Annotated in this window: 11 protein-coding genes; 4 read left to right on the top strand and 7 right to left on the bottom strand. The window is 51.9% G+C overall.

Going from position 1 to position 16,539, the window contains the following annotated elements; genetic code table 11:
* On the bottom strand, positions 1–6,135 hold the full coding sequence (locus VFT64_04945; GenBank protein HEU5047174.1) for an MG2 domain-containing protein: 6,135 nt from the start codon (positions 6,133–6,135) through the stop codon (positions 1–3).
* A gap of 92 nt (positions 6,136–6,227) precedes the next feature.
* A complete protein-coding gene (locus VFT64_04950) occupies positions 6,228–8,975 on the bottom strand; it encodes a hypothetical protein (protein HEU5047175.1) in 2,748 nt (915 codons plus the stop codon).
* Between the two features lie 1,387 nt (positions 8,976–10,362).
* On the opposite strand from VFT64_04950, the gene VFT64_04955 reads away from it, so the two are divergent.
* Both VFT64_04955 and VFT64_04960 read left to right on the top strand, forming a co-directional pair.
* Positions 10,363–10,914, top strand: coding sequence for a thioredoxin family protein (locus VFT64_04955; protein ID HEU5047176.1), 552 nt, complete (start codon positions 10,363–10,365; stop codon positions 10,912–10,914).
* Between the two features lie 105 nt (positions 10,915–11,019).
* Positions 11,020–11,415, top strand: coding sequence for a hypothetical protein (locus tag VFT64_04960; GenBank protein HEU5047177.1), 396 nt, complete (start codon positions 11,020–11,022; stop codon positions 11,413–11,415).
* A gap of 43 nt (positions 11,416–11,458) precedes the next feature.
* Here the strand turns inward: VFT64_04960 and VFT64_04965 are convergent, their stop codons facing one another.
* The 4 genes from VFT64_04965 to VFT64_04980 all read right to left on the bottom strand — a co-directional run bounded on the left by VFT64_04965 (position 11,459) and on the right by VFT64_04980 (position 13,348).
* Complete coding sequence (locus VFT64_04965) at positions 11,459–11,881, bottom strand: PEGA domain-containing protein (protein HEU5047178.1); 423 nt, start codon at positions 11,879–11,881, stop codon at positions 11,459–11,461.
* 143 nt (positions 11,882–12,024) lie between these two features.
* On the bottom strand, positions 12,025–12,564 hold the full coding sequence (locus tag VFT64_04970) for a 2'-5' RNA ligase family protein (GenBank protein HEU5047179.1): 540 nt from the start codon (positions 12,562–12,564) through the stop codon (positions 12,025–12,027).
* Between the two features lie 29 nt (positions 12,565–12,593).
* Positions 12,594–12,758, bottom strand: a complete 165-nt coding sequence (locus VFT64_04975) for a Flp family type IVb pilin (protein ID HEU5047180.1) — start codon at positions 12,756–12,758, stop codon at positions 12,594–12,596.
* A 71-nt stretch (positions 12,759–12,829) separates the two neighbouring features.
* The gene (locus VFT64_04980; protein HEU5047181.1) at positions 12,830–13,348 is read right to left on the bottom strand and encodes a CreA family protein; all 519 of its coding nucleotides are present in this window, start codon (positions 13,346–13,348) and stop codon (positions 12,830–12,832) included.
* Positions 13,349–13,492: 144 nt separating this feature from the next.
* Here VFT64_04980 and VFT64_04985 point away from each other — a divergent pair, with 144 nt between their 5' ends.
* Together VFT64_04985 and VFT64_04990 are read left to right on the top strand one after the other, a co-directional pair.
* Positions 13,493–13,879 (top strand): hypothetical protein, encoded by a 387-nt coding sequence (locus tag VFT64_04985; GenBank protein HEU5047182.1) that lies wholly within the window; start codon positions 13,493–13,495, stop codon positions 13,877–13,879.
* 104 nt (positions 13,880–13,983) lie between these two features.
* A complete protein-coding gene (locus VFT64_04990; GenBank protein HEU5047183.1) occupies positions 13,984–14,400 on the top strand; it encodes a hypothetical protein in 417 nt (138 codons plus the stop codon).
* Between the two features lie 67 nt (positions 14,401–14,467).
* Here VFT64_04990 and VFT64_04995 read toward each other — a convergent pair whose 3' ends face one another.
* Positions 14,468–16,480, bottom strand: a complete 2,013-nt coding sequence (locus tag VFT64_04995; protein HEU5047184.1) for a TonB-dependent receptor — start codon at positions 16,478–16,480, stop codon at positions 14,468–14,470.
* Positions 16,481–16,539: the final 59 nt, after the last annotated feature.

Genomic DNA, 16,539 nt, shown 5'->3' on the forward strand with positions numbered 1-16,539 from the left:
TTACTGCTCGCCGATATGCAGCGTGGCAGCCTGCGTTTTACCGTAAACATCCGGATCGTACATTTCCTGAGCCATGGCAGGCATTACGGCGAAATCGCCCGTGGCAATTGCCTGTGCGCTGTAGGAGAGGTGGTAATTACCGGCTGGCAGATAGTCGGAGTAGAATCGTGCCGCATTATCGCGCAGTTCTTTGTGGTAGAAGCTCCAGCGCGATACGCCGTATTCCATCCAGTCGGAGAAATGGAACCACCAGGAACCGCCTGCGGCTTCGAATGCTCCTTTTTTCGCATCGACCTTGGAAGCGGTGGCGAGATCGCTGTTCACCGTTTCCAGCCCGCCCGGAACAGGATCATCCACTACGACAAAATTACGCGCTGTCGGAACGCTGACATACAGATCCACTCGTACAAGCTCGCCGCGCTTAAGGCTGGCAGGGCTTTTTAGCATTTTCCATTTGCCGTCGCGCTCAACGCTATATTCGCGGTGGATCTCAATACCGGCATTTTCCTCATGTGTCTGAGAGGGCGGCAGGGCATAGGAAAGCTGCGTGGAATAATATAGCCTGCCATCACCTGATTTATGAATTTCTACCTCAGCTTTACGGCCGGGATCGGAATTTGTAATAGGCTTCATAAGCGTGACAGAGGTATCGCGGACATCATGGAACGCAGTCTTGCCGAAAGCTTTACCATCCATGCTAGCTGTCACCTGCATAGCGGGCGGCGTGCTCTCATAAATATGCGAGTAATCCACCAACGCATTCATGCAGAACAGGTTTTCCTGCGTATTTTCCCAATGGTCGCGGTTGCCGCGCGTCTGTGTGATCGTGCGCACGAGCTTGAACGGCACATCGCCAAGCTGCTGCTTGCCTTTAGCCGTGGCGGCATAGCGCATCAGGCTTTCCAGAACTGCGCAATTATCCCGTAAGGGTGAAGCGAGAATGCGCACATAACCGTCATCGAGCGTTTCGCTGAAAATGAATTTTCCGCCCGTTTCATTGGATGTGGCCAGAATCTGGCGCACCACATCGTCCACAATCTCCTGTTTCGCGCCCGCTTTCAAAGCGGCTTCCAGAAAATTAGCCTTGCCGAACAGGCTCATCTTGGGCACGAACGAGCGGTAACGCTCAATGCTGCCTTGTTCAAGCGTATCGTTTTCCGCCAATGCCGCGAGCGCTACAGCACGTACCGTGGAGCTCATGCCTTCGGAGTAGAAATCCGGCACGCTGTTATTGCGAAGCAAATCGCTTAGGTAATCAGCCAGCTTGCTTTCCACCTCCTGCGGCACATGATAACCGTCACGGCGCAGCCAGGTAAACGCAATCGCGGTATAAGCGCTTAAATAGGGATCGGCATATGTATCCAGCGGTGTGAAATAGCTCATGCCGCCATTCGGTGCCTGGAAGGAAGAGGCATTGTCGAGCGTCGTCTGCGGCAGTGAGCTGCTGTCCGGCCAAGTGAAGCTTGTGGGCAGATAGGCTTTTAGCTGCTTGTAATGCGCAGCCATGACCCCCTTGGTCAGCTGTTGCTCCCAGCACATGTAAGGATAGTCATGCAGATACTGGAATGCGCCCACAATATTGCCGATGACGCTGGGCGAAACGACCACGCTTATATTGCCCACATCCGGCAAAATCCCGGCCGGGAATTGGATGGATTCCAAAGCATGCGCCTTGGTCGTGGTGGCGTAGTTGGCTGCAAACTCCAGCGAGCGCTGCTTATGCACGGGAATATTATGTGTGAGCCCATCGCTATCGGTCTCATCTTCTGCCGTGGCGGAAAATGCGATATGCCCCTCATGCACATGGCGCGACAGCGGCAGGGTGGCGGCTTTCACCGGCAGGAAGACGGTTGTACGCTGGTAGGGAGCAATCGTAACAGTTTTTGTGAAGGGAGCAGTCTGTGCCGTATCGCCGGTTACTTTAACCTTTACTTCCAGCGTACGCGGTTTCGCGGTACGGTTCATGACGCTGAAACCTGCATTGAACTGATCGCCTTCGGTAATCTGGTTTGGCATGACGGGGCGTATTTCCGTTGGGCGGTTTACCTTGAAATCCGTTTCGCCAAGGCCGAAACGATCATCCGGCGTGGCGCCCAGCAGCAGCACGCGCCAGCCGGTCAGGTTATCCGGTGCTTCAAAACTGAAATGTGCGTTACCGTCCTTATCCGGCAGGATGGATGGGTTCCAGTAGCTTACGAATTTGAACAGCGAACGCATGGAAGTCTCATGCGCATTACCGCCATCGCCACCGGGATTCGCACCTTTCTTCTCAAATTTCTGCCGCCCGATCAGCCGCTGCAGCAGGCTGTAATTGCGTAGGTCGATATTTTCCAGACTATAGAATCCGGTATAAGGATCGAACGCTGCCTTGCCCTTGGCAATCAGGTCGAACACCGAAGCATCCAGCACCACAGCGGCGATTTCGATCGGCTGACCGTTATCATGGCGTAAGCCCGCATGCAGCGTGACATCGACATGATCGCGCGGTTTATAAACCTGCTTATCCGTCTTGGCGGTAATCGTCACCTGCTTATACGGATCGGTCACTGGCATACGCAGATAGCCCATACGATACGTGGGTTTGCCGAGGTCGACCTGCCCATTGAGAGGCTTCTCCACGCGCGGCGACATGATCGTGACGCTCAAATAAAATCCGGGCAGGTAATCCGGCTTCACCGGAATGGAGATCACCGGCGTATTACCTTCGAGTTTGCGCACGAAATGATCCAGAATACCATAACGTTCCACCGTAATCAGCGCTTCCGCGTTAGGGTAGGGGTTCTTGATCATGAAGCGCGCAGTATCGCCGATCTTATAGCCAGTCTTTTCCGGAATAATCGTGAGCGCATTATCGGATTCATCTCCCCAGACCACAAAATCATGCCCCAGCGCATAACCGGAAATCTGCGTGCGGTGATCGTGCCCTTTTGTATCTTTGATCGTAGCCGAAACCCGGTAACTACCTGCAGCTTTGGGCGTAAAGATACAATCCTCTGCAGCGCTTGCGGAAGTGCCCTGGCATTCGGCTACTTGCTCCCAGCTATTATGGTATTCCGTGAGATAGGCGTTGCCTGCGCTCTTGACACGTGCGGCTTTGGATTCCTCATGCTCCACGGTGATATGCGCCGCTGTGCCTTTGGCCGGAACGCCGTGGTCATCCACCACAATATATTGCACCCTGGCGGGTTTGCCGGTCTGGTAAAGCCATTCGGTAGAGCGCAATCCCACGAGGCGGTCAACGCCCGTATAATCCGCATGGGTGGAAGCGGAGATATATTTGCCGCGATCATCCTGCACGGCGCTTTCCACATTGAGCGAGCCGTAAACAATATGCGGGTCGCCGACCGAGAAGGATTCCTGCAACTCACCTTTCGTATCCAGCGGGGCGATTTTCTGGAACACTTGCTGCGAATCCTGCTCACCCTCGAAACTGTCGAACTGGAAGCCTTGTGCGAGCGGATTCTTGGAGGTAAAAGGCTCGCTTTGCAGAATGGCGGTGACGCGCGTGGAGGCTTGCGTATAGGGTCCGCCGGAATGCAGTTCCGCATGCGTGGAGGAGGTGATCTGTTGCCCGGCGCTGAAATGGTCGCCGTTCAACTGGCCGCTGACTTTGAACGGGGCGGGCGTAAAATCGCTGACGAGCACGCGCATCGGTGTCCAGTGTGCAGTGGCCGACGTTTCATCACTGTCTTCGTTATTCTCATCCGTGTTGCTATCGGCTTCTTCTTCCTTGGTATCGGTAAAGTTTGCCGAAAGCCGGAAGCTGTACCAGCCGACAGAGGCATTCTTCGGGATAGTATATTCACCGCTGAAACTGCCGAATGGGGAAAGCGTAATGTGGTTGCGCTCGCTGGCTTTCTTTCCCATCGCATCGAATATCCTGAGCGTATAGCCATGCAGCGGCGGCGGGACGAAATGGTCATTGTCCTGATTGCGCACATAAATCTTATACTGCATCGTATCGCCCGCGCGGTAGATACCCTGCGCTGTCATGCCCCAGCTTTTCATATGGCCGTAAAGATGGCGGACGGCGGGACAGATATAATCCGTGCCGGAAGAGCGGTAGCTGTTGATGATAAATGCGCTGGAAAGCGGCATCAATGCCATGTCCTCGCCTTTATCCACGCGCAGGAGCATACGCGGCTTCTCGTCTTCCACATAATCCGGACTCTTGGTAAGATCGGGGTCAACCGTAGCCGTACCGGGAAGCACGGCGACACCGGCAGCATCGGTGATGGCAGAAGCGTCGATATCTTTTGGGGCGCCAAGCGTATTAAGTGCATCCTGATACAGTGTGACTTTGGCTTCTTTCACCGGTTGCCCGGTCGCAAGGTCGGTGATCCAGGCGAGGCTGCTGAAGTGGCCGAGCTTCATATGCACCTGGAACGGCGTCACTTGTGCGAAGATACGTTTGGAACCTTCCCAGCCCGGTGTCGGAGGATCGGTATCCATAAAACCGTAAATCGCGCCGCTACGCCCATTCAGCGCCTCGCGGATACCGAAGGGCATCGCGAACTGAATATCCTGCACTGCAGCTACTTTTTGCTTCAGCGTAAGATTGGCAGCGCTGATGCCGGCGGTAATTTTGCGGTAGTGAAAGATCAGTTGTGCAATGTTATCGACGAACACCGGCACATCGCTGTCCACGGATTTTTCCAGCACTGCATCATGATGTTCGAGAATAAAGTTCGGGCGGCGGTGATCGGTGGAGAACGAGATATTCACCGGCTCGCCCAGTTTGCGACCGAACATATCCGTCACTTCAATGGGGGCGCGGGCGCGGAAGAAGGCTTTGACATAATGCCAGAACTGCGCCATCTCCCCCATGGAAACACGAAGCGACTCCATATGGTAAGGCTGTGCGGCCTTGAGTCCGGCGGGCAGCCAGACCTCATAGGTCTGGCCTTTTTCATGTGGATTCCTGAGCTGCCAGGAAACGCGCTGATAGGCGGGCTCGGAAGCATCCGGCTCCACCTCGGGCTCCTGATCCTTTTCCCAGCCTTTGATGGAAGGGGTGAAGCGCAAAGCCTTCATCAGTGCGCCTTGTTCCACGGGCGCGTTGAAAACCAGATTCACAGGCGCAAGCGGATCGCACTGGCCTGTCTCAGGTGCGCCGGAGGCGGCGGGCTGCAGGAAGTTGTGGTGTTGCCAGAAACGCCAGGAAGCGTGAGCGGGCTTTTGCGGTGTCTCCTGTTCCTGCTGTTTGCCTTCCGACGTCAGGAATTGCAAGGGCTGCCCGGTGATGGAGGTGCAACGTATGCCGAGAAAAGCGAATTCCGGGAACGTGTCGAATTCCACGATGTCTTTATCCGCAACGCCTTTAACTGGGCCGAATGCGGAAGCCAGCCCATCCTCCGCCTGTACGATGATATGCGTATCGGGAGGGAGGTCGATATCGGGTTCCACAAGCCAGACGCGGCGGGCTTCGCGCACACCCACAATATGCGTCTCGCTATCCGGCTTCTGGGAAGTATGCGTAAGATAAGCAAGGTATTTTTCGCCCGGCAGAGGCAGGAACGAGGGCAACTCGCGGTCATCCAGATCGGGCGTGGCCCTGAGATGGATATGGGCATCGCTTTCTTCACGGAAAACACGCTGGCGCGCACCCACGGCCAGCAGATAGACATGCTGCTCCACGGAAGTCTGGCTGACAGGCTGGTTAAAAACCAGTCGCACGACCGGATGACCCGGAGTTTCCCACAAATGGAACTGCTTGGCGGCAATAGCAGGACGAATCGTGGTAAATTCGCTTTTATACGTTTCCGGAATCGTCGCACCATCTTCAGTCTTGATACCGGGTTTTACCTCGATGCGGTAACGTGTTGCCGGAGCCAGGCTGTTCTTTTCCGGCAGGTTGCAGGAAAGCGCCGTGGTATTAAGCCACCGCCATTCGCAGGGGATGGCTGGCTTGATGGTAATGGGAAGCTCTTCCGCTTTGCGCTCCATCCTGCCGATAGGCACGACCGGGCGGCTGAAAGAGATAACAATCTGTCTTCCGGCAGGAACATCCATGCCGTCCGGAGTGATATGAAGAATGCTGAGAGGTTGGGGTGCGGTATCGCTGGCGAAAACCGGCTCCAGAGGCAGCGTGCAAAGGAACGTAAGACTAAGTACCGCAATCCGCCACCGGAACATAACCGACCTGCTTGAATAAGCTTGCCGGAAGGGTAGCAATTATTAGGGTTACCTTCAACAGAAATCCTGAAGAAATGACAGCCGGATTACGGTTATCTCCCGGCATTCCATCCGGTGTTAGCGTAAGTATGGTTCCTGTTCAGGGCGTTTTGCAAGGCAGTCGGGCTTCCGGGCATGACCACATCCGGTTTTAGCTGGCCCTGTGTAAGGGCGTGCACATCGTCAATCTGCTGGAGCAGGGCTTCCCGGTCGTCGCCGCGCGTCACTTCGAGCATCTTTTCCAGATTGCGGGCGTATATTTCCAGAAAAAGCGGGAAATTGTTTCTTGCATCACACTCCGTCAGTTTTAGATGGTCTTCAAAAGCCAGCGCGAACAGCTCCGGTTTGGTTTGTGCCGCCAGCAGTTCCGCCTTGGATGTATTGATATCGACATCCGCGGCATGTCTGTGCCCCAGTTCGGAGAAGAAATCAATAAAGGTCTGGGCGATCAGGTTGTCGAGCCGTTCCCCCACATGGGCCCTGTATTCCTCAAGGGAAGTCAGGTTCATGGAACGAATGAACTCGTTGATCGTGGCATTGATCACGGGATACATCGTCAATGCCTGAGGATTATCGGATGCCAGGTTCTCACCTTGCCCGAGACTATTGATATTCTGGTGATAGAGATATTCATATGCGCAGACGCGCTGGAAATCATCGCTCACGCTTGGAACGGAACCGCCGTCGAGACCGTAAGACTGTTTCACGGTTTCGACATAACTCCTTTGCCGGTCAGGAGGATGCGCGGTAACGCGCTTGGGGGTGCCGACCGTGCCGGTGACCACGCCGCTGATCATCCTGTCGCCGTGACGATGCAGCCAGAAATCGAACACGCGGCGGATGTCGTTTGCGCCCCTCACATTAAACTCGCCTTCTATCAGGCCGGGCTGCGTGGCCTGCTGGTAGCCCATGAGCGCGGCCAGTTTATCGTCCGTCTCACGCTGTACCATTTGCCGTGCGTCATAGAAGTCCGTACCGATGCCGATCACATTCGCCTGATAAGCCTTGTCCACCTGTGCTGCACGGGAATAATGCTCGGCGATGCTGTCCTTCACGTGTTCTTCCACCATTTCATGCAATGCGAGTCGGGCAGGATCGGTCGTCCCCGGCGTGGCGGCGTTTGACGTAGCGATGATAATGCTGAGATCATTGGAATCAGCATAGCCGAGGCAGAAATGGGTCAGTGCCTGCGCAGTCCTGCCATCGAACGCGCCGATGAGATCTTCCAATGTAGCGATGCCGTGCTGCTGGCTGATGCGTTCGAGGTTTCTGCTGTTGCGCTGGCCGACATCCAATATGTCTTTTGCTAGGTAAGCTTTGCGAACGGATTCGAGCTTTTGCGCCGTGCCGTATTTCTCCTGATAGTCGCGGGATTCCAGCAATTTATCGATTTCCTGCTCTATCTGGGAGATTTGTTTTTCCAGGGCGCTCTCAGATACTATCTGGGAGCGATACCCCGCAGCGCGTTCTCCCATTCGAGTCGTTTCAACATCGTGTCCTGCTTTTTCAATCCTGTTTTGAGCACGGGCATTAGCAAGTGTTACCAAACCAGCGACGATAGAATTATTGCCTCCCCCTCCTATAGGAGGAGGAAGAAATTTTAATGCAATACCGCCTAAAATTTGTCCTGTAGCGATGCGTCTTGATGTCTGCGTTCGTATCGTACTTTTTGTAGCCAGTGATCGTTCTTTTGTTTCAATATCCCATGCAATGGCAGCAGCTTTTTCTCTTAAAGCAGTATTGTCCTTTCGAGCCTTATCCAGAGTGCTGCCAGTGGTCTGTTTTGCATCCTGCGCATCTGAAGTCTGCGAAAGAATTTCAGCAATACGTTCTCTGGTACCATCAAAAATACCCTCAAACTCCGTCACCTGTGTATCCACCATGGAACTTGCGCGTGCAAGGCGCTCGCGAATACCGCCGGCATTGGCATCATGCAGGAATGAAAGGTCGAGTTCATTTGTTGCCTGTGCCACGGTGGCGGCAAGGGCAGGGTTATCCGGCGCGGCGGAGAAAGTCGCGATTCCGGCTTCCAGCATGGGCTGTTGGCCGAAACGGGCGATGTTGGGAAAATCCTCCGAGCGCACCTGCGACAAGTCTTCGCTCTTCATTGCCTGGATCAGGAAATAGTCCAGATGCGGAATCATGGAGTGATTGACGAACTGCCGCAGCGCTGTCTGAAACGGTTCCTGGCCGGTGCCATCGCTGAGAGCCAGCAGCGTGTCGATATCCCGCAACGTATAATCCCCTCCCACAAGTCGTCCGAAAGTCTCCGCCGTCCCCGTATTGTCAGCACCGATCTGCTGCTGCATTGTATCCAGCGTCAGGCCGTTATGAGTTGCATACTCGGTGAGGTCACACACCACATTGTCATTACTGGCCTTACGCACCACCAGCGCTTCCGCCCGCTGTATCTCCGCTTCACGGCGGGTGAGAGTTGTTTGGATATCGTCTGCATCCCTACCCGCAAGATACAGAATTACCCTCATCTGCTTTTTACAGACAACAATATCACCACTGGTAAGTGTATCGGGGTGAGAGCGGATCTTATTAATCATATCCACGAAGACTGCTTTATTCGCCGCACAATAGTCGTAAAGTCGTGTCAGGCTGGATATTGTCTCCATATTAGGAGACTCAACAAAGCTAGGATCAATACGTGAATAGCCATACTCGCTTAGGGTGGGGTGGCTGCTGTCAATGATGGCCTGCTCAAGTGTTCTTGCATCCGCAGGAGAGAATAAAAGCTTTCCCGGGGCCCCAATTCCGCCATATTTGAAATCGTCATCAATCCTGAGGCTCACTAAAGAGCGGTTAACTCTTAGTCCTGCTGCTAATTCAGATATAATAGGTGAAATTTCCCAAGAATTCTGTCCATACGAGTTTACAATATCCAGGCTGCATAATCCCTGATTAGCTTCAAGCATTTCTCGCAATGCCCTTGCTCCAGACGCTCCGATGCAATTTGGAGTGCTGCTATGGTCTCTGAAACGAAAGGCTTCGCTTCCAGCATGAAGACGCCGAAGACTAGTATTGCTTTCTAGGCCTTGTGCAATAGCACTGATTCCCTGGTCACGGACACTGTTATCTTCTACAGTCAATATTTGTAGAGCACTATCTGGCAATGCTCCTCCAATAGTAGTAGCCCCCCTATCACCTAGATTGCAGCGATTTAGGTTCATATAGCTAATTGTATTGTTGTTCCTTAATATCTGCGCTATTGCCTGAACATCCGGCGGTGCCAAATTATTATCCCTCAGTTCAACATCGGTAAGATAACCATTCTTTTCAATCCCGGTTGCTAAATTTGCAAGTCCGCCACCAGAAAGATGAGCATCCGTTACTGCAAGACGTGTCAAAGTTTTATTTCTACCTAATGCTGCTGCGAAACTGCTCACATTGGTTGCGGCATTATGATGTCCATCATTGTTAGGGCTATGTAGGGAGAGACGTGAAATAGTACTATTGTGTTCTATAATATCTGCGACGGTAGTATAGAACGACTCACTTCCAGATGCTTTAGCTAACTCGAACCACTCTAAAGAACGATTTTGTTTGATACTATCGGACAATGTTTCCAGACTTGCATCGTCAATAGATATTTCGCCTTTAGAATTGTCATTAAAGAACAATTCCTTAAGTCTCTTGCTGTTCTTTATATATTCAGAGAGAGCAGGAAGGCTCTCTGGAGGCAACTGATTCCATATGGATAGCCGCTTTACTGCAGGATCTTTTTGAGCCAAGGCGGAAAAAAGCTCTGTTAACTCCTCAGGCGCCAGCACCCCCCGTTCAATGCTTAGTTCGTCAACAGAAGGAACCTTAACAATTTCTTGTACAAGTTCCGCGAAAGCTGCAGCCCTCTCTCCAGTACGTACAATCGGTTCGTTTCCACCAAAAGGTGTTACGGTAAAGCTAAGATCCTTAGGAGGATTAGCGCTCCTTAATTGTTCTGTCAGACGAACGATATCTTCAGTCTTCATGCATTCCCCGTAAAATACGGTTTTCTATGGGACAATCTCCACTATATGATATAAATGTTAATTTTCTGTTACTTGTGTCCTTGTTTGAGAGGCACCAGTTAACATTGTATGAATAACCATAGTCAAAGATTTGATGGTTCAGTATTTCTGCTTCAAATTCCTATCCGGATGACCTAGGAATAGCATCTCTTACAAACGAAAAGGAGGCCTTATGCCCGCACTCACCACCCCTAAAGTCATTACCGGCTGGCCCGCGCCGAACTTCCGCCTGAAAGGGACGGACGGAAAATTTTACACGTTGGAAGACGCAAAAGGGCCTAAAGGGCTCGTGGTTATGTTTATCTGCAATCACTGCCCGTTCGTGCAGGCTGTGGCGGATAAGATTGCTCAGGACTGTAAGGCGTTAGCGCAACTGGGCGTGGGCAGCATCGCCATCATGTCCAACGATACAGAAAATTATCCGGAAGACTCTTTCGAGAATATGGCTAAGTTCCAAAAGCAGCACGGCTTTGAATTTCCTTATGTGATCGACGAAACGCAGGCGGTTGCGAAGGAATATGATGCTGTATGCACGCCGGATTTTTTCGGTTTTGATGCGAACCTCACGCTGCAATATCGCGGCAGGCTGGATTCTTCCGGCATGCAGCGCACGGCGGGCAATCGCCGGGAGTTATTCGAAGCGATGGAGCAGGTTGCACAAACCGGCCATGGTCCCACCACACAGAATTCCAGTATCGGCTGCTCAATCAAGTGGCGGGAATAGATATTGCCGATAACCGTGTTGTTGCCGCTGATCCGCAAGCAAACCAACTTGTCTCCTGATATGCGTGTCTGTAAAATGATTCCTTACATCCAATAAGGGACAAGTATGCAACGAAATCTTAAGAATATAGCGTGGTTTGTAGGCTTTGCGATAGCTTTCGCCGCCGTGCGTTACGGGCAGGCGGGTCCGGATCCATTATTGCAGAAGGCCGCTGATAAGATAATGCCCGATTTGCCCCGGCAGATAGATATTGTAACAAGGCTGGATAGCGTCTCAGCCGGACCGGACAACCGCTTCACCTATAATTATACGCTGCTGAGCCCGGAAGGGGAAAAGCTGATACAGAACAATCAGGATATGCGTAAGGCAGAGATGCTGACGAAAGCTTGCGATGCCATGCCGGACTTCCGGCGACTGGGCACAACGCTTGATTATAATTATAAAAACGCTGCCGGTAATAAACTTACCACGCTTGAGATCAGTCTGAAGGACTGTAAATAGATTACGCCTTCAGCTGACTCAAGTTGCAGTAGAGCTCTATAGCTTAATTCTTAGCAGAAGCTGCGCGATCCGCACGCGCTGCGTGTTTCTCTTCCGGTGCGAGGGTGATATTCATCGGCGAGTCATATTTGTTGTCTGCGCCGGTTGCAGAATCAACGCCCCATCCAATGAGCCCGCCTAATGCAATATTGCCAAATGTGGCGCCTGCAATGCCAGAATGATTGAGGTAGGTGGTCTCCTGATAACCTTCTTTATTGCAGATGACTTTAATATCGTTCTTGGTTTTTTCGATATTGACACTGCCCGGTGTGGAATCAACGCTTCCTATAACGGTATCTTTCCGGTTCAAGGTGCACTTAGCACCTGCAGGATTGGTATTAATGGTTAATTGCTGTGATTTTCCCTCAATGATGGTGGAGCATGCGGCAGTGATAAGCAATAAAGGCAGAACGGCGAGTTTTTTCATAAAAATATCATAAATGTAATTGTTAAAAGTGTAAGTAATACATAAATGCAATTAATAAAAAAGCAAGCGTTGGTTGTGTAAATAAAGTGATTTTGTATCACAATAATATTATTGTGATTATTAAATATGTTAGTGGAAATGGCTTAAGTGCAGCCAGTTAACTGGCGCTCCGCCAGCACATCCAGCGGCTTCTGAAGATTGATAAGTCCAATGTTGCTTATTAACGCTTCCAACGGGTGCCAGAGTTGCTTCGCGAGTGTCAGGGCCATCTGAAACGACTGCAGATCCATGCCTTTCGCCAGTGTCACATGCGGATGCCAGTGTGCGGCATCACTGTATGTGGATGGGAATACGTAGTGTGGAAAATGTTGCTGGCAGGAAATAAACTGCTGCTGCAGCATCTGCGAAGGAGAAGGCTCCGCATAGACAACATGATTACGGCCTTGAAAGACATTAATCTGTTGAAGGGTGATGGCGAAACGGCTTACACTTTCTGCGTAAGCCGCAAAGAGCTGCTGGATTTCTGATAAATCTGAACCATTGAACACGAGCAAGGTAAGATGAGGCCGCATCTTACCGGTAATGCTTGGCAGACCGGGAATATCCGATGCTAACCGCTCACGCAGGCTTTGCAGCCGTTTCTCTGTTTCCGGGTCAAAACAGAAATAAATCCCGTAGCGCATGGGTGTGCCTCCCTTGCGGTAGAGAATAACTAGCGGCTCAGGTTAGCGGAAACTTTATTGAATGTGTTCGTAAGGTTGCCGCCAACAGCGCGAATGGCAACAATAGCTGCGATGGAAATAAGCGCTGCGATCAAGCCGTATTCGATAGCAGTTGCACCATTTTCGTTACGCAGGCATTCTAAAAGCATTTTCATAATCAATATCCTATGAGCAATTATATTAATAATTAATATACAAAAATTCTATAAATACAAGACAGCGCTGCTTATTTCAAAGCAGGCTTCTGGGCAGGCGTGCCGTTCCAGCTTGCAGGAGCGACGACGGAGATGGCGGTCATAGGCGAGCCGTTAATGATCTTCGTGGTGCGGGCTACGTAAATAAGAGAGCCGTTTTCCTGGTCATAGAGCCGATTTATTTTCAATGTCTTGAAAATAAACGAACGGCTTTCATCGAACACTTCTTCGCCTTTTTCACCGGGTTCGATACTGTCGCTATAGGTAATGGCCCCGGTCTGCACGCACGAAACGCTGGCGATAGAAGGATCTTCTGCGAGTCCTAACCCGCCTTTAATCCCACCGGTCCTTGGGCGGGCGATATAACAGGTTACCCCCTTGACTTTCGGATCGGTAAAGGCGGAAACAACGATTTTGTGATTCGGCCCTAGAAGTTTGAATTCGGTGCTGATCGCCCCGATATCGCGGGTGGAGTCTGCAAAAGTCGAATCGGCTGCTCCTATGCAGGCCAGAGAGATAAAGGCAAAAGCCGCCTGTTTGAAAATATGCATCCTATTCTCCTGTTAATGAATAAGGGCTAAACATAATGCGCTTGCCGCAGGAAGTAAAATAAGAACATCCTTATAAAATTGCGGTGGCCGCTGATTTGATATGAATAGCAATCCATGCTAGAATAACGGAAAAAGGAGGCTGTCATGAAACGTTTTTTGTTGTTTCTTCCATCCATTCTCCTGCTGGCAGGCTGCATGGCAAACAATTATGTTCCGCCCTGGACCTTCTACGACCAGTGCGCACAGCAACTCTCCTCTTTCTCCGCCATAGCCAATTGCGGGGAAACTAAGCGCAATGCATGGTGCACGGAGCATCAGAATTGCACGTCGAACGACAATGCATTCGTAGCCTATACGGATAGCCTCGTGGCATCGGTTAAAAGCGGTGAAATGACGCAGGAAGAGGCCAGAAGGAAGTGGATCGAGTTTCGGGCAAATCAGGTAAATGCTTATCAGCAGCAACAGATGATGACGGCTCCAAGGCAACCCATGACCTGTTTCTCCAACGGCCCCATTGTGAATTGCTACTAAGTCCTGCTAATGGAATCATTATTAAATAGGATCGCCCCGCCTATAACTTCCTGATGGAAAATAGTGGCATAGTGCAATGCCATTAAAAAAAGAAAGGGCTTACTATGAAGAAATTACTTTCCGTGCTGGCTTTGCTGGCAACCGTATCTTCTGTAGCGCCGGCAATAGCGCAGGATGCGGGCAATGATATGAATGCCGACCGACAGGCAATCAGGAACGATATGAAAGCGATCAATCAGGAAGGACAGGCCATCAAAGACGAAAAAGCCAATTATAACCGCGATCAGATCCGTTATAACGAGGAGATGAAAGAACGTGCGGCCGCTCTGAAGAAAGGCGACAAGGCGGAAGCAGCTAGACTGGACCAGCAGATCGACAAGCAAAAACGCGATCTCTACAGGAACCGTCAGGATATCCTGCACCAGGAAGCGGATATCGACAGGCAGCGTCAGGATGCCGCCCGCCAGAAGGACGATATACGCAAAGACATGCATAACCTGCAGCAGCCCGCTACGCGCTAACGCTGGCGGTTATATTCAAGAAAGCGGCTCCGAACAGGAGCCGCTTTTTTTGCGTCTTAAACGGTTTCTATAACTTCCACTTCAGCCCGAGATAGACCGCACGGCCTTCACCGGGATAGAAGTAATTGCCGTCATGTCCGGAAGCGTCCGGAATAACATTATAGGTAGCAATATAGTTTGTATTCGCGAGATTGCGGCCTTCAAGATAGATACCGTAATTCTGATCCGGGCTTTCCCAGAAAGCACGAGCGCCATAAATAGCATAACCGTCCGCATAAAGCGTATTGGCAAGATCGATCGGCGATGCGGTCGGCGACCATTCGACATTAGGGCCGAAACTGATGCCGGAAGCAAGGCGGTACAGCATCTCGGCGCGCAAATAATGTTCCGGTACGCCGGGAACGGTGTTATTGCCGTATAGGGGATCATGATTGAGTGTAAAGCGGCTGAAAGTGTAGGCGGTACGCAGCACAAGCGCATCGTTCTTCATCCAGATATTCTGTTTTATATCCCCGTCCAGCCCCAGTTCGATGCCGTCCTTGCGGGTGCGCGGCGCATTGATGGTGGCGGTGTCGCCGTCCGCGAAACGATATTGCACGAACTCATTGGTAAGCCAGCTATGGTAATAAGCTGCCTGCCAGTGCAGCTTGCCTTGCGTTCCTCTGCCGCCCACTTCCGCGGTTGTGGCGCGCTGGGCGCGCAGGTAACTGAAACCCGGCACATTGCCGCCCGAAAGCTCGCTCCAGGTGGGCGGCTCGAAACTACGGCTCAAATTGGTAAAGAGCTGTGTACCGTCCGCCATGTCATAACGTAGTCCGATGCGAGGGCTGAAACCCCGATAGCTTTCATTCTGTGAAGCGATAGAGGGAAAGCCCTGATGGATGTCGCGCATGGCATAAGAAGTCTGCATGCCACCGATCGCATAGAGCGCGCCTGCCACATGCTGCTGGTATTGCGCATACCCTTCGGCAGTGTAGGCATAGAGCGAGCGGTTTAGAATGCGCGAGCCTGCAACGGCGGCATTATTCTGGTAACGTGTTTCGCCTGCATTGCCGTAATAGTGATTGAATCCCATAAGCCACTGGTTGAGGCCCGACTGATGCGTATATTCCATGCGCATGCCGGTATCGTTATTCTGCTGGAACTCAAAGGTCGTCACTGGATTGACGAGCGTACGGTAGGTATAATACAGCGTCGTCTCCACATGATCATTGCCTTTGTCCCATACGCTCTGATCCGCAAGCCGGGTAATATCCAGGTTGCGCTGGTAGTTGCCGGAGAGATTGCGAGGATTGGCCTGCTCGGGATTGCGTGCGCTCATGGCAAGCGAAATGGCTCCGGGAATATCCGCGTCGGCGGTCGTGTGGCTTGCATAAATGCGATTGGCAAAATGGTCGCTGACCTGCCAGCCCAGATTCATATTCTGTCGTTGTGTCCGCTGTTCGTTCTGGTCACGGAAGCCCTGCTGGAAAAAACCTGTCGCAGAAGCAAATATATCGCCGCCATTCCATGTCTTCCCTGCAGCAAGCTGGCCGTGCAGGGTACCGAAGCTTCCGCCTTCCGCCCGTGCATAATAGCCATTTTCCGTGGCGCCTGTAGGCGTAATGAAATTGATAGCGCCGCCAAGTGTGCTGGAGCCGTATTTAAGCGCATCCGCCCCGGGATAAACGGCGGCATATTGGATAAGCCATGGGTCGATGACGGGAAACTCGAACTCTCCGTCCGCCATATTGATGGGAATGCCGTCCTGCATGATCAGCAGCCCGCGTCCTTGAAAAGTATTGGCCAACCCCGAGCCGCGCATGGAAAGGCGGAAAGACTCCGCACCGTCATGCGGCTGGTCGATGATGCCCGGAATGTAATCCGTAATATCCTTGATCGTGGTGGCGCGCTGGTTGCTCCAGGCCTTATCGTCCGTGAAGGAAGTGCCTCCGGGCGCGTTCAGCACTTGCTCCTCTTCCTGCCGCGCTTCATTCACCGTGACAGGTTTAGGCAGCGGATTGATAGTGATCTTAGTGACATCAGCCCGCCCCAGGCAGGGAGTCAGTTGCGCCATGGTACATAGAACAATGCCGGACATCCGCCTTATTGTTTTTTTACGCAAGCAGGACATTTCGTTACTGAAGTCTTAGGGAGGTT

The organism is Rickettsiales bacterium (assembly GCA_035765535.1).
In the GTDB taxonomy this organism is placed as follows: domain Bacteria; phylum Pseudomonadota; class Alphaproteobacteria; order Rickettsiales; family JABCZZ01; genus JABCZZ01.